The organism is Phenylobacterium sp. (genome assembly GCF_041913825.1).
Taxonomy (GTDB): Bacteria; Pseudomonadota; Alphaproteobacteria; order Caulobacterales; family Caulobacteraceae; genus Phenylobacterium.
The window spans coordinates 1-16,352 of record NZ_JAYSEO010000044.1 but is presented as its reverse complement, the minus strand read 5'-3'; the positions used below and the strand labels follow the sequence as shown (position 1 = coordinate 16,352).

Here is a 16,352-nt window from a genome sequence, read left to right as displayed (position 1 = left end):
CCGGCTCGGCGCGCTTGGCCGGCGCGGCCTTGGCGGCGACGCCGTCGACCTTGAAGCGGGAGATCAGCTCGGTGAGCTGGTGGGTCTCCTGGGCGAGGGCATGGCTGGCGGCGGTGGACTGCTCGACCATGGCGGCGTTCTGCTGGGTCACCTGGTCCATCTGGTTGACGGCGGTGTTGACCTCGGCGAGGCCGGTGGCCTGCTCCTGGGCCGAGGCGGCGATCTCGGTGACCACGCCGGTGATGTCGCTGACCTGGGCGACGATCCGCTCCAGCGCCTCGCCGGTGCGGCCGACCAGCGTCACGCCCTCGCCGACCTGCTGGGTGGAGGTGGAGATCAGGGTCTTGATCTCCTTGGCCGCGTCGGCCGAGCGCTGGGCGAGCGCGCGCACCTCGGAGGCCACGACCGCGAAGCCGCGGCCGGCGTCGCCGGCCCGGGCGGCCTCGACGCCGGCGTTCAGGGCCAGCAGGTTGGTCTGGAAGGCGATCTCGTCGATGACCCCGATGATCTGGCTGATCTGCTGGGCCGACTTCTCGATGCCGGTCATGGCCGAGACGGCCTCGCGGACCACCTCGCCCGAGCGCTCGGCGTCGGCGCGGGCGGTGGCGACCACGTCGCGGGCGTGGTTGGCGCCCTCGGCGGTCTTGCGCACCGTGGCGGTGATCTCGTCCAGCGCCGCGGCGGTCTCCTCGAGGCTGGCCGCCTGCTGCTCGGTGCGCTTCGACAGGTCGTCGGCCGCCTGGCCGATCTCGCCGGTGGCCGCCCCGATGCTGCCGGCCGTCTCGACGATCACTCCCATCACCTCCGACAGGCGCTGGATGGCGGCGTTGAAGTCGGTCTGCACGCGCCCGTACTCGGCCGGGAACTCGCCGTCGATGCGCACCGTCAGGTCGCCCTCGGCCAGGCCGGACAGCCCCTGCGCCAGCCGGCCCATGGCCAGCTCCTGGCGCTCGGCCGCCTCGCGCCGCTCGCGCTCGTTGGCCGCCCGCTCGTGCTCCACCGCGGTCACGTCCGAGGCGAACTTGATCACCTTGTAGGGCTTGCCCTCGCGATCCAGCATCGGGTTGTAGGTCGCCTGGATCCACACCTCGCGACCGCCCTTGCCGAAGCGCAGGTACTTGTCGGCGAAGAACTCGCCCCGGTTCAGCCGGGCCCAGAACTCGCGGTACTCCGCGCTCTGCGCATAGGCCGGGTCCACGAACAGGCTGTGATGCCGGCCCACCACCTCCTCGGCCGTATAGCCCAGGGTCTTCAGGAAGTTCTCGTTGGCCGTGATGATCGTCCCGTCCAGCTCGAACTCGATCACCGCCTGCGACCGCAGGATCGCCGCCACCTTGGATTCCAGTTCGGCGACATGGGCGTCGACGCCCGGCCGAGACTTGCGTGAGAACATGGGTCCCTCCCCGATCTGCCGCCGCAGCGTCGCCGGGAGGTATTAAATAACGGTGTTCTTTATTTCACGCGGAAGGAGAAATAAAACATTGGTGCACGCGCCGGTATGTATTCCCAGGTGTTCGCAGTTGCCTTCTGCCGCGATATACAATCCAGTGCACGAACATTCTCCTGGCGCAACTTGGCCGCGATTCGGCTCTGTGCGCGCCCCGGCCGCCCCCTGACGGTGAGGTGGCGTCCGCCGGGCCGAAGCCTTACCTTCGCCGTGAGCCGCCGCCGCTTCGAACGCCCGCGGTTGCGGCATTGCGGCCCGTGAGCGCGGATCGAGATTGCGCATCGGCTCGGCTTGCGCTCTTGGTCCGCTCTTGGAGAGGACATGACGGCATCGACTTCCGCGCCCGCAACGCCGCAAGGCGTCGCCCGCCTCGCCCTGCGTGGCGACGGCCCGCAGTCGGCTGCGCCGGAGCGACTCGGGTCGGGCCAGCGCCTGCAACGTCCGGAAGGCGGCCGTCGTCACGACCTCGACTGGATCCGCATCATCGCCTTCGCCCTGCTGATCCTGTTCCACGTCGGGCTCGTCTACGGCCCGCTCGACTGGCATGTGCAGAGCACCCACACCTTCCCTTGGATGGAAGAGGCGCTCCTGGCCACCGGCCCCTGGCGCCTCACCCTGCTCTTCCTGGTTTCGGGCGCCGCCCTGCGATTCGTCGGCGCCGGCCGCACGGCCGGCGAGCTGGCGTCAGAGCGGCTGAAGCGGCTTGCGCCGCCGCTGCTGTTCGGCGTCCTCGTCCTGGTGCCCGTGCAATCCTGGATCGAGGCCATGGACAAGGGCTCGTGGTCCGGCGGCCTGCTCGAGTGGTGGAGCCGCGAATTCAGCCCGACGGGTCTCGCCGACGGCGTGCCCGTGAACCACCTGTGGTTCCTCGTCTACCTCGCCACCTACGCCGTGCTCGCCAGCCCGCTCCTGACCGCGCGGCGCGTCATCGAAGGCCTCAGCGCCTGGCTCGCACCGCAACTCACGGGCTGGCGCGTGCTCATCGCGCCCGCGGCCTACCTGGTGGCCATCCGGATCGTCCTCTTCCCGTTCTTCGGGGTCACCAACAACCTGACCCACGACTGGTACAACCACGCCCAGTCCTTCGCCGCCTTCCTGTTCGGCTACCTGATGGTCGGACAGGCGCAGGTGTGGACGGATCTGGAGCGGTGGCGCCGCACCAGCCTGGCGGTGGCCTGCCTCGCCCTGCCCCTGGTCATGCTGCAGCATGCCCACCCCGGCGGCGGCGCCTTCCTCGGCGTGCCGCGCGCCGTGGTGTTCGGCATCTTCCAGTGGACCGCCATCGCCGCGGCCCTGGGCTTCGCCCGCCGGCATCTGCGGAACGCCTCTGGGCCTCACCTCACCTACCTGAACCAGGCGGTGTTCCCCTGCTACCTGGCCCACCAGACGATCCTGGTGGTGGCCGTCTGGCTGATCCGGCCGGCGCAGCTTCCCGTCCTCCCCGAGGCCCTGATCCTGATCGGCGTCACCTTCGCCGGAAGCCTGCTGACCTACGAGGCCGTGCGGCGGCTCCCCGTCGTGCGGACGCTTTGGGGACTCAAGGCTCCGAAGGCTCCGGCCGCCGGCCGCCCGATCTTCGCCCGTCGCCGGCTGCTGCTCGGCTTCGGCGTCGCCGCGCCGACTCTGGCCATGGCGAGCGTGTCGCTGGCTATGGCCGCCTACCCCGGCTTCAACCATGCGCGGCAGTACCTGAGCGAACTCGGCGGCGCCGGCGCGCCCGCGCCGATCTTCTTCAACGCCGGGGTGCTCGCCGCCGGCTTGATGGCCGCGATCGCCGGCGCGGGCTTCGGCCTGGCGGTTTCCGGGCTGTCCAAGGCCCGCCTCACGGGCGGCCTCACCGCCGCCGCCTTCGCCGTGGCGGGCCTGGGGCTGGTCACGGCGGCGCTCTATCCTTGGCCCGACCCGCGCCACATCGCGGTCAACCTCGGCCTGGGCATCCAGCTTGCGCCGCTCCTGCTGCTCTGGGGGCTTCGCGACCGGCGCGACCTGCCGAAGCTGAAGCTGTTCCTCGCCGCCGTGTCGCTGCTGATGGCCGCGCTCACCGTGATCACCAAGCACCTGGTCTTCCCCGGGACGGTGAACGACGCGAACGTCGGTCTCTGGGAACGGGCCTATGCGGTCGTTCTGGTGGGCTGGGTGGCGGTCGCCGCCATCGTGCTGGAGCGCCGTCTGCACGTGGAAGCTTCGCGGGCGCCCACAGCCTAAGTGACGCACAGATGCGTCTCGTTATTGCAGCATTCACAAGTCCGTGATTGATCAGGGGGGAATCTGAGACGAGGCTGACTCCGCCGACGAGGCGGACCGGCCAGGGGCCTGTGGGCGGGGTAGAGCAGAATGAGCATTCTTGCACGCCGACTGACGGCGCCTCTGGAAAGCGCCGAGTTCGACGTCCGTCCCTGGCTTCCCGAGGAAACCCCGCTGGCGATGCCGCGGCAGGCCTTCGAAGAGGAGGCGCCGGCCATCAGCCAGGTGCTGCCCACCTCGCCGTCCGACGTCCGCCGTCGCCGGCTGACCCTCGCTGCGGGGACGGTTCTGTTCACGCTGCTGATGGCGATCGCGCCCTACGTCCTCTACGCCCGGCGCGGCTTTGAGCCGTTCGAGATCATCGGGCTCGGCGTCTTCCTGCTGCTCGTCTCGCCGATCGCCTGCTGGTTCTGCAGCGCGCTGCTCGGCTTCGTCGTGCTGCTCAAGGGGCGCGAGCAGGAGGACCTCGCCTTCTCGCCCCGCCCGGCCCAGCCGACCACGCGCACGGCCCTGCTGATGCCGCTCTGCAACGAGGACGCCGCGGCCGCTTTCGGCCGGCTGGCCTCCATCGACGCGTCCCTGGCCCGTCTCGGCGCCTCCGAGGCGTTCGACTTCTTCGTCCTCAGCGACTCCAGCGACCGCGTCGCGCCCGCCGAGGAGGCGGCTTTCCTGGCGTTCCGCGCCCACGCCCACAGCCGCGTCTACATGCGCCGCCGCAGCGAGAACCACGAGCGCAAGGCCGGCAACATCGCCGATTGGGTCAGCCGCTTCGGCGGCGGCTACGAGAACATGATCGTCCTTGACGCCGACAGCACGCTCGCCGGCGAGACCGTCCTGCGCCTGGTTGACGCCATGGAGCGCAACCCGGGGATCGGCCTCATCCAGACGACCCCGGTGATCGTCGGCGCCCGGACCCTCTTCGCCCGCGTCTCCCAGTTCAGCGTCCGCATGTACGGGCGCGTGGCGGCCGCCGGCTACGCCTGGTGGACAGGCGCTGAGTCGAGCTACTGGGGCCACAACGCGATTGTCCGGGTCGAGGCGTTCGCCGCCTGCGCCCGCCTGCCGATCCTCCCGGGCGAGAAGCCGTTCGGCGGGGACGTGCTCAGCCACGACGTGGTCGAGGCCGCCCTGCTCCGCCGCGCCGGCTGGGCGGTCCACGTGACCGCCGCCCTCGACGGCAGCTGCGAAGAGACGCCGCCGACCATCCTGGATTTCATCCGCCGCGAACACCGCTGGTGCCAGGGCAACCTGCAGCACCTGCGCCTGCTGGGCGCCCGCGGCCTGCACCCGATGAGCCGGCTGCAGCTCGGCATGGGGGCGCTCGCCTATCTGTCCTCACCGCTGTGGCTCGCAGCCCTGGCCATCGGCCTGGCGTTGCAGCTCCAACACCCGATCGACATGGCCTCGTTCTGGTACTTCCTCGATCCGGAGTTCTCGCCGTTCATGCTGGCGGGCTGGCTCGCCGCCCTGCTGCTGATCGGGCCGAAGGTGCTGGGCGCGATCATCGTCCTGCGCCGGCCGCGCGAGCGGCGGGCGTTCGGGGGCGCGGGCGCCATCGTGCGCAGCGTGGCCGTCGAGATCGCCCTGACGGCGGTCCTCGCCCCGGTGCTGATGGTCGCCAACACGAACGCCGTGGTTCAGATCCTCCGCGGCCGCGACGTGGGCTGGCGCCCGCAGCAGCGCGACGCCGACGGCATCGCCTGGTCGGACGCCTGGCGCGCCATGCGCCCGCAGATGATCGCCGGGGCCGGCTTCACCCTCGCCCTTTGCTTCCGCCCCGACCTCATCGTCTGTTTCGCGCCGATCGTGCTCCCGCTGCTCTTCGCGGCGCCGCTCGCGGTGTGGAGTTCGCGGCGCAGCACCGGCGACGCCTTCGCCGAAGACGGCCTTCTGGTCACGCCGTCGGACGACGGCGAGAGCTCGATGCCGGCCGTCTTCGGCGCTCGGCTCTCGGCCGCGGGGGCCTTCCCGCTGCCGGTCCGCGCGCACTCCTGAGGCGGCGGCTTGTAGTTTTTCACCCGGGTGAAATTGACGACGCGTGCGCCCGCGGCTAGGTCGGACGCATGGACACGACCAACAGCTACACCGCTTGGGCGGACGGCCGCCAACTAGCCACCGGTGACGCCGGAGCGGTGGCGGCCGCCGCCAGCCGCGCCGGCCGGCGTGGCGATCAGGTCCTGATCTTCGACGACGCCACGGGCCGAGCCGTGGAGCTCGATCCCTTCGCCGATCCGCCCGCGTTGGCCCTGGAGCCTGCGCCCGCCGCGCCTCCCGCCCGTCAGGGCCGCGGACGGCCACGGCTCGGCGTTGTGGCGCGTGAGGTCACCCTGCTGCCCCGCCACTGGGACTGGCTCGCTGCCCAGCCCGGTGGCGCATCCGCCGCGCTTCGCCGCCTCGTTGATCAGGCGCGGCGGGCGGGCGAAGGCGCCGACCGCAGCCGGGTCGCGCAGGAGGCGCTCTACCGGGTCATGTCCGCTCTGGGCGGCGACCTTCCCGGCTTTGAGGAGGCCGCCCGGGCGCTCTACGCCCGCGACGACGCCCGCTTCGACGCTCTCGTCGGCGCCTGGCCTCCGGACCTGCGGGCCTACGTGGCCCGGCTTGCGGCCACGGAGCGCGCGGCCAGGGTCTAGCGGCGGCGGGCCGGCCGCCGCGCGGCCTCCTCAAGGGCGTGCTCGGAGGCGTGCGTCTCCACAGCCAGCCGGCGGGCGGCGTCGCACGCGAGGATCTGGGCTCCGCGCGTTGCGTAGCCCGCCTCGAGGTCGGCCTGGGTTGGCCTGTCGGGGAGGACGTAGAGGCTGCAGGGCCGCGCGGCCTCAGCCGGCATCTCGATCCTAGGGGCAGCCGGCGAGGTCGGGGGCCGCGAGGCACAGCTCGCGATCGTGAGCGCGCAGGCGGCCAGCACGGGCGTCGTCCAGGGGGGCATCTGCGTCCTCCGCTTTCAGGGCTTCTTCTGTGGCTCTGGCGGCGCTCTGCACGGCCGCCTCTCGCTGCCGCACCACCACCTCGACGCGGCGCACTGTCGCCCGGGCGCCCTGCGTCTCCAGGCTGGCGACGGCGGCTTCCGCCCGCGCCGCCTCCGTCCTGGGGCGCTCGCGAGCGGCGCCATCCCGCCGCCCGGACCAATAGAGCACGGCAGCGAGGCCCAGGATCGTCAGCACCGCCGCCATGGCGATTTGCCAGCGGGCGATCATGACGGCAGCCCCAGGGCGTAGCCGCCGGGCCTCCGGGTCAGCACCTGCCGTCGCATGCGCGGATCGAAGGAGAGGTGCACCCAAAAACGCGCGCAGGTGTCAAGAACAAAAAGCGAACATCTAGTCAGCCGTCGAGATACGCCGCCAGCTCCTCCGGCTCGCCGCGCGGGAAGGCCGCCTTCAGGTGCTCGAGGAAGGCCGACACGCGCGCGCTCAGCAGCCGCCGCGAGGGATAGAGCGCCCAGAGCGCGATCTCCGGCCCGTCCGCGTCGCCCCAGCTCACCAGCCGCCCCGCGCCCAGGTCGCGGCCGACCAGCGAGATCGGCAGGCGCGCCACGCCCACGCCCGCCCGCACGGCGTCGCGCACCATCACCAGGGACGACAGCCGCAGCACCGGCTCCACCGCCACCGCCGCGCCGCCGTCCGGCGTCGTGACCCGCCAGGCGCCGGCCTGTTCGCCGCCCCCCCGCACCACCGCCGGCGCCGCCGCGCCGGCCGGCGGCCGGCCGAGGTCCGGGCTCGCCACCACCACCATCCGGTCGCGCAGGAAGGCCCGCCCCACCAGGCTCTCGTCCGGCGCGGGATTGACCCGGATCACCAGGTCGTAGCCCTCCTCCACGAGGTCGACCGGGCGGTCGTCGGTGGTCACCTCCAGCCGCACCTCCGGATGCTTCAGCGCGAACTCGGCGGCCAGCCGGCCCATGGCGGTCTGCGAGAACAGCAGCGGCGCGCTCACCCGCAGCCGGCCGCGCGGCCGCTCGCCGCCAGAGGCGATCGACGCCGCCGCCTCGTCGAGCTCGGTCAGCAGGGCCCCGGTGCGCTCGAACAGCGCCCGGCCCTCCTCGGTCAGCTTGAGCGTCCGCCCGCCCCGCTCGAACAGCCGCAGCTCCATCGCCGCCTCCAGCTCCGCCACCCGCCGCGACAGCGTCGCCTTCGGGCGCCCGGCCGCCCGGGCCGCGCGGCCAAACCCGCCGTGGCGGGCGACGAGATTGAAGTCGGCGAGCGCGAGCAGATCCATCTGTTCCACCAGTGAGACGGCGCGTCCAGATATAGCGCCTCCCGGCCCGGATGTGGATCGGCGATCTCTTGGGTGTCTTCAGACCCCAACCGGAGTGATCCCCATGACCATCCTCGTCACCGGCGCCACCGGCCGTGTCGGCCGCCACGTCGTTCAGCAGCTCGTCAGCCGCGGGGCCGACGTCCGCGTCCTCGTGCGCGATCCCACCAAGGCCGGCTTCGGCCCGAGCGTCCAGGTCGCGCAGGGCGACCTCCTCGACCTCGAGTCCCTGCGTGCCGCCTTCGCCGGCGTGCGCACCCTCTTCCTGCTCAACGCCGTGGCCGCCGACGAATTCACCCAGGCGCTCATCGTGCTGAACGTCGCCCGCGAGGCCGGCGTCGAGCGGGTCGTCTATCTGTCGGTCATCCACGCCGAGGGTTGGGTGAACGTCCCGCACTTCGCGGTGAAGTCCGGGGCGGAGCGGATGATCGCCGGGATGGGCTTCAGCGCCACCATCCTTCGGCCGGCCTACTTCATCGACAACGAGCTGATGATCGCCGACGCGATCTTCGACTACGGCGTCTATCCCATGCCGATCGGCGGCAAGGGGGTGGCCATGGTCGACGCCCGCGACATCGCCGAGGTCGCCGCCCTGGAGCTGATCCGCCGCAACGACGCGCCCGGCAAGCTGCCGCTCGAGGTCGTCAACCTGGTCGGTCCCGAGACCCTGACCGGCGAGGCCGTGGCCGCCATCTGGTCCGACGTGCTCGGCCGGCCCGTCGCCTACGGCGGCGACGATCCGTCGGGATTCGAGCCGAACCTGGCGAACATCATGCCTCGCTGGATGGCCTACGAGATGCGCCTGATGGCCGAGCGCTACGTGAGCGACGGCATGATCCCCGAGCCCGGCGACGTCGAACGCCTGACCCGCCTCCTCGGCCGCCCGCTGCACACCTATCGCGACTTCGCGGCCCGCACCGCCGCGGCCCGCGCCACCGCCTGACCCGACGCTCTCCGCAACCGCCCTGAAGAAGGAGCCAGCCATGATCTATTCGACCGCCAGCGTCCCGGTGAACCCGCCGGGGGAGCCCGTCCTCACGCGCGCCCAGGCCTGGGCCGGCCTCGAGCTGAAGGCGCGCGACGCCCGCCTCTTCCTGCCGCCCGGCCTCTGCACCCGCTGCGACGTGGTGGAGGAAAGCCCCACCCACTTCGTGCGCGAGGCCACCATCGGCGGCCAGGACCTCCGTGAAATCGTCGCCCTGGAGCCGCAGAGCAAGGTGACGTTCTTCCAGGCCGCCGGCCCGCGCGAGGGGGCGATCGTCAACGAGCTCCACGAAGACGAGGCCGGCGCCCTGCGGCTGCGCTTCTACGGCTACCTCGGCCTGCGCGGCAAAACCCCGGGCGGGCCGGAGGAGAAGGCCGAACAGGCCCAGCTCGACGGGGAGAACGGCTACCGGGCCGCCCTGCTCTCGACCCTGAAGCGCACCCGCGAGCTGGTGGCGGAGGGCCGCCTCTGATCCCGCTCTGAGGCCCCCTCGGGGACCGCGCCGCCGAGCCGGCCCCGAGGCCTTCCGCCCAAGACCTCGCTGGCACGGCCGTTAACCTTCCGCTCTTAAGATTTCATTGACTCTAAGGCCACGCTCTGGCCCCGTCCTCCCAGTAGGGGGAAATATTCAATGCGTTTCTGGTCCTTCGGGGTCGGAGCCGTCATGGCGTTGGCCGCCGCCGGCGCGGCCGAGGCCGCCGACGCGCCGTTCCAGCCCCGGCCCAAGACCGAGGTCGGCTTCAAGGGCGCCGTCGACCGGCTGTGGTCGGGCAGTGTCGTGACGGAGCAGTGCGTCACCTCGCGCCGTCGTCGCCTGGCCAGCCTCTTCCAGCCGAAACTCCGAATGGCGGCCTACGAACGCCGCGGCGAGCTGATCGGCGAGTTCGCCAGCCCGGCGCCCGCCCCGCACGTGGTGGAGACCGCCCGCCGCTGCGCCGCCGCGGCCGGCGAGACGACCACGACCCGGACCCTGCTCGCCGGCGGCCCTGCCGGGTTCAGCACCTTCCAGACCGCCTTCTCCGCCTGCATGACGGAGCGTCAGGCCGGCCAGGCGGTGGGCGCGATGACGCTCTGGATCGACAACCGCTGCGACTGGTGAGCGGCGGGGCCGCGCCTAGGCCTGGAGGTCCTGGCGGTCGCGTTCGACCAGAAGGCGGCGACGCGGCGGCGGCCCCAGGGCGGCGCCCGCGCTCCGCAGCTCGTCCACCCGCTCGGGGGTAAAGCCGGGCACGTACTCCACCTCCTCCCAGCTCAGGTAGGGCCGGAACAGGATCAGGTCGTAGGCAGCGGCGAGGCCGACGGTGGGCAGCGTGGCGAGCTCGTCCGCGGAGGCGGCGTTCAGGTCGGTCATGGCGGGGATCCCAGCTTTCCCCGCCAACGTCGCGGATCGACCGGCGTTCCGCCGTTTCCTGCGTAACAGTCAGATTTGATCAGCCGCGTCGCCGCATCAGCAGCGGCAGCGCGATCAGGGGCAGGACGAACACGAACGCACGGCCGCCGCTCGCCACCCAGACGACCGCCGTCAGCGCGATCGCCGCCAGCGTCACCAGCACCATGGTCATGGGTCGCATGGCCTCACCTCCGCCTGTCCAGGCTGGCGGCCACCTCCTCCAGAAGCTGCGTCAGCTCATAGGCCACTTCCCGCGTCAGGTCGCCGGCCGAGCCCTCCGCCCGGTACAGGCCCGACTTGGCGAAGCCGCCGATGAGCCCGCCGAAAGCCTCGGGGTCGGAGAGCGCCAGGTGGGTCAGCAACGCGCGGAGCAGGAAATCGTGCGCGACCAGCGTCCGCTTCACGTCCTCCAGTTGCGCTTCCAGCGACAGGATGCGTCCCGCCTCGTCCATCTGCCCTCCGGCTCCGTCTCGCCTGCCCAACAACCGGCAAGGCCGAACGGGTGCAAGCGGGAAACGGCGGGCCGGCGGCTCAGGCGGCGCGGCTCTCCGCGCCGGCGCCATTGGCGGTGGTCAGACGGATCAGCGCATCCCGGGTTTCGAGCGCCAGCGCCAGAGCTTCGGCCGTGCGCATTTCGGGACGCACCAGGCCGGCGATCGGCGCAGCCGGGTCCCGCATTGGGGCGGTCTCTGTCTCGAACTGGCGCATCGGGGCCTCCCGGACGGTTCCGTCCGCGACGCAGCAACATCGGCGCCGCTTGCAGGGGAAGCGGGCGCGGCATCGCCGCCGCACCCGTCGCCGTCCCCATGGCCCCGGCGGCTGACGGGCCGAAACGCCCGCGCCGCCGAACTCTCGCGTGTGCTGTAGACGGACGATGTTCTCGTTAGCAAGCGCAGCCGCGCCGCCTGCGACCTTTGCGCGCGACATCGGCTCTGTCGCAAAGATCTCCAAAGGCAATGGCGGGCAAGATCGGCCCTCTCGAACTCACCGCCAGACTTAGTGCTTGCAACTGAGCCGGGGAGCCGCGGAATCCTTTACCACCCAAGGTTAGTTTCTTTTGATAAGCGCGCCACGAACATTGCAGGCGTGCTCACGATCGCGGGTCGCCAACACCTGAAATCTGCGCCAACAATCCCGCCGGTTGGCCGGCTTTCGGTGGGGCGTTGATGAACGGCGCAGGACCTCTTCGGTCCGCAGGGCGCGTGCCGCTGCTGCAGGGCCTGCTCGCGCTGCTCCTCACCCTCGTGGCGCTGGGGCTCGCGACCCTGGTTCGGCTGCGCCTCGGCGAAGCGTTCCCTGTACTGACGGCCTTCAGCCTCTACTACCCCGTGATCATGGTCGCGGCGCTCGCCGGCGGCTGGACCTCGGCCGTTGTGGCCCTGCTCGGCGGCGGCCTGCTCGGCTGGTACTTCTTCCTGCCGCCGGTCCCAGGCTTCCACGCTCCGGACGCTTCGACGGCGGTGAACCTCGGTCTCTACGGCTTCGCCGGCCTGTGCATCGCCGCCGGCGGCATCTACCTGCGGGCCCTCGTCGGCCGGCTGCAGGCCAACACCGTGCGCCTGCAGGAGCGCGAACTGCGCTACCGCGCCCTGTTCGACGCGGTCTCCGAAGGCTTCGCGCTGGTCCGCGGCCTGCGCGGTCCGGACGGCCGGCTCGAGGACTATGTGATCCTGGAGGCCAACCCCGCCATGCTGGCCATCCTCGCCGCGGACCCCTCGATCATCGGGCGTCGGCAGAGCGAGGTGATCCCCGACGCGCCGACCGCTTTCCTCGCCGCCTGCGCCCGGGCGCTGGACGGCGAGCCCGTCACCTTCGAATACCACGCGCCGGGCGCCGACCGCTGGTTCGAGATCCAGCTCACCCGCGTCGCCGACGACCAGATCGCGCAGCTCGTCCGCGAGGTCACCCACCGCAAGGTCGCCGAGGCCCGCCAGTCGGAGATGTTCGACGAGCTGAACCACCGGGTGAAGAACAACCTCGCCCTGGTCTCCTCCCTGCTCGCCCTGCAGGCCCGCGCCTCCCCGCCGGAGGTCGCGCGTCAGCTCCAGAAGGCCGTGGACCGCATTCAGGCGATCTCCGATGTCCATGCCAGCCTCTACCGGTCCAGCCGCAAGGACGACGTCGACTTCGCGGCCTACCTCACCGACCTCTGCCAGCGGCTGCAGGGCTCGCTGCTGGAGGACGACCGGATCCGCATAGCACTCGCCGTCCAACCCGCCGTCCTGCCCCTCGACCGCGCGGTCGCGCTCGGGGTGATCGTCAACGAGCTTGTCACCAACGCCGCCAAGCACGCCTATCCGCCTCCGGCCTCGGGGGAGATCGCGGTGCGGCTCGAGCGCGCCGAGCGCGGCATCGTCCTCTCGGTGGCGGACACCGGCCGTGGCCTGCCGGAGGGCGCCGCCAAGGGGATCAGCGGCGGGCTGGGGATGCGGCTGGTGCGCTCCATGGCCCAGCAGATCGGCGGCGAGCTGGAGGTCGAGAACGACGGCGGCGCCGTGTTCCGGATCCGCCTGCCCGACATCCTGCCCCACCCATTCTCGGTGCACCCGCCACAGGGGCGGCTGCTCTAGCTCGCCAGCAACTCGGTCAGGGTCACCGGTCGGTAGTCGCGCACGTCCACGCCCACGTCGAACTGCCGCGGCAGCGGCTTCATCCGCCCGTGGCTGTGGCCGTGCAGGTTGACCGCGCCCCTGTGCTGCCGGTTCCAGCTCCGGAAGGGGTAGTGGCACAGCACCAGGAAGCGCCCCTCCCGCTCGATCTCCGCATAGGGTGCGACGCTGGCCCAACCCGGGACCTCGCCCGGCGAGGGGTCGTTGTTGCCGACGATCAGGTGCTTCACGCCGTGGAGCTGCGGCAGCACCTCGGCGGCGCGCTTGGCGGTGCGGGCGAAGTCGCCCAGGTGCCAGACCTCGTCGTCGGGCGCGACGACGGCGTTCCAGCGCCGGACGAGTTCGGCGTCCATCTCGCCCATGGAGGCGAACGGGCGTGGGTAGAGGTTGAGCGTGCGGTGGTCGCCGAAGTGCGTGTCGCTGGTGAAGAAAGTCACCACCAGGGCGGGCGCCGCGGCGCCTCTAGACCAGGTCGGGCCGGTCCGCTCCGCGGATGATCTCCACGGCGCGGCGGCGGATCGCCGCCTCGACGGCCCCGCAGTCGGCCGGCTCGCGGCCAATGAAGTCGGCGAGCTGACGGCGCGTTTCCGGCGGGTCCAGCGCCAGGCGTGCGGTCACGATCAGCTCGAGGGCGAACATGTTCTGTTCGAGAGCATCCATCCCGGAAATCTACGGCCTGGGGCCGGCTCCGCAACTTATTCGCGATTGCAGCAGCGCGTGGCGCGGTTGTATCCGCCGCGCTTTTCCGACCCGTGGTAGCGGGCGGCGGCCGGGGTCCGGCCGCCGCCCCGCCAATCAGTGCGTCGTACCGGCGCCGGTCTGCTCCTGCAGACCGTCACGGACCGCCTGCACGCCGGCCGTGGCCGCCGCGCCCACGCGGCCGGCCAGGTCCTGGCCATCCTCGCCGCGCTGCAGCTCTTCCTTCACCCGGCCGTAGGCCGTCTGGGCCACGCCCTTGACGGTGTCCACCTGGGTGCGGGCCAGGTCCTTGCCCTTGCCAAGCAGCTTGTCGCGCGTCGGGCCGAGGTAGCGCTGCTCCGCGGCGCTGGCCGGCAGGGCTGCGCCGATCGCCACGCCCACCACGAGGCCCAGGGCCCCGAGCAGCAGCGGCTCGGACTCGAAGGCGTCCGTGGCCTGCTGCTTCACGCGTTGGCCCACTTCGCCGGCGCGCTCACGCACCTGCGCGGCCCGCTGGGAGACGCCGTCCATGGCCGAGCGGGTGGTGTCCCGCGCGCCCATGAAGGCCGAGCGCGTGCCCTCGCGCGCGCCGGAAGCGGCGCCGTGGACCCGCTCCTTGGCCGAGGACACCAGGCCCGAGGCCTTGTCGGCCACCGCGTGCGCCCGGTCGGAGACCTTCTCCTTCAGGCCCGGGCCGCGGCTCGCATCGCCGTAGTAGTCGCCGCCGCTGGTCGCGGGCCGGTCGATGCCGTACCCCGCCGCATAGGCGCCGCCGTAGCTCGAAGACTTCTTCGACTGGCTGACCGCCAGCCAGGCCAGGCCCAGCCCGATGAGCGCCACCGGGACGGGATTGTCCTTCGCCTGCTCCACCACCTTCATCATCATCCTGTTCCCGCTTGCGCCCATGGCTCCGCTCGCTTCGCGGAAGATCTCGCCAGGGGTCATTTTTTCCTTGAGCGCCTCGACCGTGCGCTCCAGCTCCACCCGCGAGGCCTCGACCTCGCGCTCAACGTCCGCTGCGGACTTCGTCATCTAGGTCTTCCTCACGATCTCGGCGTCCTGCTTGAGCTGCCGGACCGCCCGGTTCGGGCCCATGTTCTCAGGCTTCAGCATGGCCACCGCGGCCTTGACGATCAGCAGGCCGGCGACGCCGACCAGCATGCCGACGATCAGCGAGGCCCAGAAGGGGTCCATCACCTTCGACAGCAGGATCACCAGCGCCTGCAGCAGGACCATGACGGCCCCCAGCAGCAGGACGGCGCCCATGGCCATCTGGCCGCCCGCCTTGCCGGCGTGGGAGAGCTTCTCCCCCACCTCGGTGCGGACGAGTTCGGACTCCTTGCGAACCAGGTTGGCCAGGTCGCCGGTCAGGGCGGACACCAGCTCAGGAATGCTGCGCGGGTCCTCGCGCGGGGTCATGTCCATGGGTTCAGACCCCCGAGCCGCCGAACCGCGAACGGTCGGTGTCGCCGCCGGTCGGGGTCGTGCCGTCGATGTCGGCCTCGGTCAGGGCGTCGTCTTCCGTCGCGCCCGAGACCCCGCCGATGCCGCCCGACACCTGGGCCTCCAGGCTCTCCGCCGCGCCCACGTCGACACCGACGTCGCCGGTGGCGCCGAGGCCGGTCGCGCCGGTGTCTTCGCCGACCCCCGTGAACACCGCCGGCTCGTTCTCGGTCCAATCGGCGCCGCCGGCGTTGGCCGCAAAGCCCATCTCGCCGCCCGGCTCCGAGCTGCGCAGGAACCGGCCGAGCGCCAGACCGGCCAGCACCGTGCCCGCCACGAAGGCGGTCGGGTTGCGGCGGCTGAAGTCGCGCACCGTGTCCAGCAGGTCCTCGGGGCGCTTCTCGGACAGCGCGCGGGCGAAGTTCTCCAGGCCGTCGGCCGCCTGGCCGACGAACCGCGCCGCCATCGACTGGTCGGAGGTCGACAGCTCGTCGCCCGCCCGCCGGATGGCGTTGGCGAAGCTGCCCAGGGTCTGGGTCGCCGTCGCCTTGTGTTTCTCGATCTCGCCGGCCGCCCGCTGCTGGGCCTGCGAGGCGAAGTGGGCGGCTTCCTGCCGGACCGTCTGGCCGGCCTTGCCGATCATCTCCTTGGTCGAGCCCGTCGCGCCGCCGCCCTCGTCCGGGGCCGCGCCGGCCTGGCCGCCCATGGTCGGGTCAATGTTGGTCATCTGCGTCTCCGAAGCGTGTCATGCGTGGCCGCTTGGACCGGCCGCTGTTACGCGACCGGCCCTCTTCCGGCCGAACAAGCCGCAACGCCGCTGTGGGGTTCCCGGAAAAGCGAAGCCCCGGCGCAGGTTCGCGCCGGGGCTCGGGGATCGCCCTCGTCCGGAGGTCGCTAGATCGTCCGCCCTCCACCGAAACTGGTGAAGCGCGTGCGGTAGGCCGAGGCCGAGAACCCGGCCTGGAATTGCGCCGATTGCACCTGCACGAGCTGCATCAGCGGCAGCGCAGCCTGGTGGGCGAACACGGTCCTCGAGGCGGTCACCTGCAGGCGCGCGGCGCGCTCGGCGCGGAAGCTTTCCGTCGCCTTGGCGGCCTGGGTCGCCTGCCGCTTCGAGAACGGCACGGTCGGGTACACCGGCGTCGGCCGCTCGTGCAGGCGCTCGCGCACGAACGTCAGGAAGCGCGGCGTCGCCCGCGCCTCGGGGCTGATCCCCGGCCCCGGCATCGTCACCGGCGGCGGCGGCGGCGGCGGAGGCGGCGGGGGCGGCGGCGGCGGAGGCGGCGGGGGCGGCGGCGGAGGCGGCGG

General features: G+C 71.9%; 21 protein-coding genes. 7 read left to right on the top strand and 14 right to left on the bottom strand.

Annotated elements, in window-relative coordinates; all coding sequences use genetic code 11:
* The coding region (locus ACE3Q8_RS22680; protein ID WP_374473133.1) for a PAS domain-containing methyl-accepting chemotaxis protein at positions 1-1,393 on the bottom strand (1,393 nt) is incomplete at its 3' end.
* A 375-nt stretch (positions 1,394-1,768) separates the two neighbouring features.
* Here ACE3Q8_RS22680 and ACE3Q8_RS22675 point away from each other — a divergent pair.
* The 3 genes from ACE3Q8_RS22675 (at position 1,769) to ACE3Q8_RS22665 (ending at position 6,321) form a co-directional block, all read left to right on the top strand.
* Positions 1,769-3,652 carry an acyltransferase family protein gene (locus ACE3Q8_RS22675; protein WP_374473132.1) on the top strand — a complete coding sequence of 628 codons (1,884 nt, stop codon included), beginning with the start codon at positions 1,769-1,771 and terminating at the stop codon, positions 3,650-3,652.
* Positions 3,653-3,781: 129 nt separating this feature from the next.
* Positions 3,782-5,686, top strand: a complete 1,905-nt coding sequence (gene mdoH / locus ACE3Q8_RS22670; protein WP_374473130.1) for a glucans biosynthesis glucosyltransferase MdoH — start codon at positions 3,782-3,784, stop codon at positions 5,684-5,686.
* 68 nt (positions 5,687-5,754) lie between these two features.
* Complete coding sequence (locus ACE3Q8_RS22665; protein ID WP_374473129.1) at positions 5,755-6,321, top strand: DUF2239 family protein; 567 nt, start codon at positions 5,755-5,757, stop codon at positions 6,319-6,321.
* Here the strand turns inward: ACE3Q8_RS22665 and ACE3Q8_RS22660 are convergent.
* The 3 genes from ACE3Q8_RS22660 to ACE3Q8_RS22650 all read right to left on the bottom strand — a co-directional run bounded on the left by ACE3Q8_RS22660 (position 6,318) and on the right by ACE3Q8_RS22650 (position 7,900).
* On the bottom strand, positions 6,318-6,515 hold the full coding sequence (locus ACE3Q8_RS22660; protein ID WP_374473127.1) for a hypothetical protein: 198 nt from the start codon (positions 6,513-6,515) through the stop codon (positions 6,318-6,320). The genes ACE3Q8_RS22665 and ACE3Q8_RS22660 overlap by 4 nt on opposite strands.
* 7 nt (positions 6,516-6,522) lie before the next feature.
* Positions 6,523-6,882 (bottom strand): hypothetical protein, encoded by a 360-nt coding sequence (locus tag ACE3Q8_RS22655; protein ID WP_374473125.1) that lies wholly within the window; start codon positions 6,880-6,882, stop codon positions 6,523-6,525.
* Positions 6,883-7,006: 124 nt separating this feature from the next.
* Positions 7,007-7,900: a LysR family transcriptional regulator gene (locus tag ACE3Q8_RS22650; RefSeq protein WP_374473124.1), complete on the bottom strand. Its 894-nt coding sequence runs from the start codon at positions 7,898-7,900 to the stop codon at positions 7,007-7,009.
* A gap of 103 nt (positions 7,901-8,003) precedes the next feature.
* On the opposite strand from ACE3Q8_RS22650, the gene ACE3Q8_RS22645 reads away from it, so the two are divergent.
* The 3 genes from ACE3Q8_RS22645 to ACE3Q8_RS22635 all read left to right on the top strand — a co-directional run bounded on the left by ACE3Q8_RS22645 (position 8,004) and on the right by ACE3Q8_RS22635 (position 10,023).
* Positions 8,004-8,882, top strand: coding sequence for an SDR family oxidoreductase (locus tag ACE3Q8_RS22645; protein ID WP_374473123.1), 879 nt, complete (start codon positions 8,004-8,006; stop codon positions 8,880-8,882).
* Between the two features lie 40 nt (positions 8,883-8,922).
* The gene (locus tag ACE3Q8_RS22640) at positions 8,923-9,396 is read left to right on the top strand and encodes an AtaL-like protein (RefSeq protein ID WP_374473121.1); all 474 of its coding nucleotides are present in this window, start codon (positions 8,923-8,925) and stop codon (positions 9,394-9,396) included.
* Between the two features lie 159 nt (positions 9,397-9,555).
* The gene (locus tag ACE3Q8_RS22635) at positions 9,556-10,023 is read left to right on the top strand and encodes a hypothetical protein (RefSeq protein WP_374473119.1); all 468 of its coding nucleotides are present in this window, start codon (positions 9,556-9,558) and stop codon (positions 10,021-10,023) included.
* 15 nt (positions 10,024-10,038) lie between these two features.
* Here the strand turns inward: ACE3Q8_RS22635 and ACE3Q8_RS22630 are convergent, their stop codons facing one another.
* The 4 genes from ACE3Q8_RS22630 to ACE3Q8_RS22615 form a co-directional block, all read right to left on the bottom strand.
* Positions 10,039-10,275 (bottom strand): ComEA family DNA-binding protein, encoded by a 237-nt coding sequence (locus ACE3Q8_RS22630; RefSeq protein WP_374473117.1) that lies wholly within the window; start codon positions 10,273-10,275, stop codon positions 10,039-10,041.
* Positions 10,276-10,354: 79 nt separating this feature from the next.
* On the bottom strand, positions 10,355-10,495 hold the full coding sequence (locus ACE3Q8_RS22625) for a hypothetical protein (protein WP_374473115.1): 141 nt from the start codon (positions 10,493-10,495) through the stop codon (positions 10,355-10,357).
* Between the two features lie 4 nt (positions 10,496-10,499).
* Positions 10,500-10,766, bottom strand: a complete 267-nt coding sequence (locus tag ACE3Q8_RS22620; RefSeq protein ID WP_374473113.1) for a hypothetical protein — start codon at positions 10,764-10,766, stop codon at positions 10,500-10,502.
* A gap of 79 nt (positions 10,767-10,845) precedes the next feature.
* Positions 10,846-11,022, bottom strand: coding sequence for a hypothetical protein (locus ACE3Q8_RS22615; RefSeq protein WP_374473111.1), 177 nt, complete (start codon positions 11,020-11,022; stop codon positions 10,846-10,848).
* 494 nt (positions 11,023-11,516) lie between these two features.
* Between ACE3Q8_RS22615 and ACE3Q8_RS22610 the strand changes: the two genes are divergently transcribed.
* Positions 11,517-12,884, top strand: a complete 1,368-nt coding sequence (locus ACE3Q8_RS22610) for a sensor histidine kinase (RefSeq protein WP_374473109.1) — start codon at positions 11,517-11,519, stop codon at positions 12,882-12,884.
* Here the strand turns inward: ACE3Q8_RS22610 and ACE3Q8_RS22605 are convergent.
* From ACE3Q8_RS22605 to ACE3Q8_RS22580, 6 genes are all read right to left on the bottom strand, one after another.
* Complete coding sequence (locus tag ACE3Q8_RS22605; protein WP_374473108.1) at positions 12,881-13,363, bottom strand: metallophosphoesterase family protein; 483 nt, start codon at positions 13,361-13,363, stop codon at positions 12,881-12,883. The two genes, ACE3Q8_RS22610 and ACE3Q8_RS22605, sit on opposite strands and share 4 nt — an antisense overlap.
* Before the next feature lie 22 nt (positions 13,364-13,385).
* Positions 13,386-13,583: a hypothetical protein gene (locus ACE3Q8_RS22600; RefSeq protein WP_374473107.1), complete on the bottom strand. Its 198-nt coding sequence runs from the start codon at positions 13,581-13,583 to the stop codon at positions 13,386-13,388.
* 135 nt (positions 13,584-13,718) lie between these two features.
* Entirely contained in the window at positions 13,719-14,633 is a 915-nt protein-coding gene (locus tag ACE3Q8_RS22595) for a DUF3618 domain-containing protein (protein WP_374473105.1), read from the bottom strand.
* A complete protein-coding gene (locus tag ACE3Q8_RS22590; RefSeq protein WP_374473104.1) occupies positions 14,634-15,026 on the bottom strand; it encodes a phage holin family protein in 393 nt (130 codons plus the stop codon).
* Between the two features lie 4 nt (positions 15,027-15,030).
* Positions 15,031-15,771, bottom strand: coding sequence for a hypothetical protein (locus tag ACE3Q8_RS22585; RefSeq protein ID WP_374473102.1), 741 nt, complete (start codon positions 15,769-15,771; stop codon positions 15,031-15,033).
* Between the two features lie 167 nt (positions 15,772-15,938).
* Positions 15,939-16,352 (bottom strand): hypothetical protein (locus ACE3Q8_RS22580; RefSeq protein WP_374473100.1); only part of this gene is annotated, 414 nt, incomplete at its 5' end.

Coding starts and splice junctions, on each gene's coding strand:
- ACE3Q8_RS22675 (WP_374473132.1), top strand. CDS start 1,769: ATGACGGCATCGACTTCCGCGCCCGCAACGCCGCAAGGCGTCGCCCGC.
- mdoH (WP_374473130.1), top strand. CDS start 3,782: ATGAGCATTCTTGCACGCCGACTGACGGCGCCTCTGGAAAGCGCCGAG.
- ACE3Q8_RS22665 (WP_374473129.1), top strand. CDS start 5,755: ATGGACACGACCAACAGCTACACCGCTTGGGCGGACGGCCGCCAACTA.
- ACE3Q8_RS22660 (WP_374473127.1), bottom strand. CDS start 6,515: ATGCCGGCTGAGGCCGCGCGGCCCTGCAGCCTCTACGTCCTCCCCGAC.
- ACE3Q8_RS22655 (WP_374473125.1), bottom strand. CDS start 6,882: ATGATCGCCCGCTGGCAAATCGCCATGGCGGCGGTGCTGACGATCCTG.
- ACE3Q8_RS22650 (WP_374473124.1), bottom strand. CDS start 7,900: ATGGATCTGCTCGCGCTCGCCGACTTCAATCTCGTCGCCCGCCACGGC.
- ACE3Q8_RS22645 (WP_374473123.1), top strand. CDS start 8,004: ATGACCATCCTCGTCACCGGCGCCACCGGCCGTGTCGGCCGCCACGTC.
- ACE3Q8_RS22640 (WP_374473121.1), top strand. CDS start 8,923: ATGATCTATTCGACCGCCAGCGTCCCGGTGAACCCGCCGGGGGAGCCC.
- ACE3Q8_RS22635 (WP_374473119.1), top strand. CDS start 9,556: ATGCGTTTCTGGTCCTTCGGGGTCGGAGCCGTCATGGCGTTGGCCGCC.
- ACE3Q8_RS22630 (WP_374473117.1), bottom strand. CDS start 10,275: ATGACCGACCTGAACGCCGCCTCCGCGGACGAGCTCGCCACGCTGCCC.
- ACE3Q8_RS22625 (WP_374473115.1), bottom strand. CDS start 10,495: ATGCGACCCATGACCATGGTGCTGGTGACGCTGGCGGCGATCGCGCTG.
- ACE3Q8_RS22620 (WP_374473113.1), bottom strand. CDS start 10,766: ATGGACGAGGCGGGACGCATCCTGTCGCTGGAAGCGCAACTGGAGGAC.
- ACE3Q8_RS22615 (WP_374473111.1), bottom strand. CDS start 11,022: ATGCGCCAGTTCGAGACAGAGACCGCCCCAATGCGGGACCCGGCTGCG.
- ACE3Q8_RS22600 (WP_374473107.1), bottom strand. CDS start 13,583: ATGGATGCTCTCGAACAGAACATGTTCGCCCTCGAGCTGATCGTGACC.
- ACE3Q8_RS22595 (WP_374473105.1), bottom strand. CDS start 14,633: ATGACGAAGTCCGCAGCGGACGTTGAGCGCGAGGTCGAGGCCTCGCGG.
- ACE3Q8_RS22590 (WP_374473104.1), bottom strand. CDS start 15,026: ATGGACATGACCCCGCGCGAGGACCCGCGCAGCATTCCTGAGCTGGTG.
- ACE3Q8_RS22585 (WP_374473102.1), bottom strand. CDS start 15,771: ATGACCAACATTGACCCGACCATGGGCGGCCAGGCCGGCGCGGCCCCG.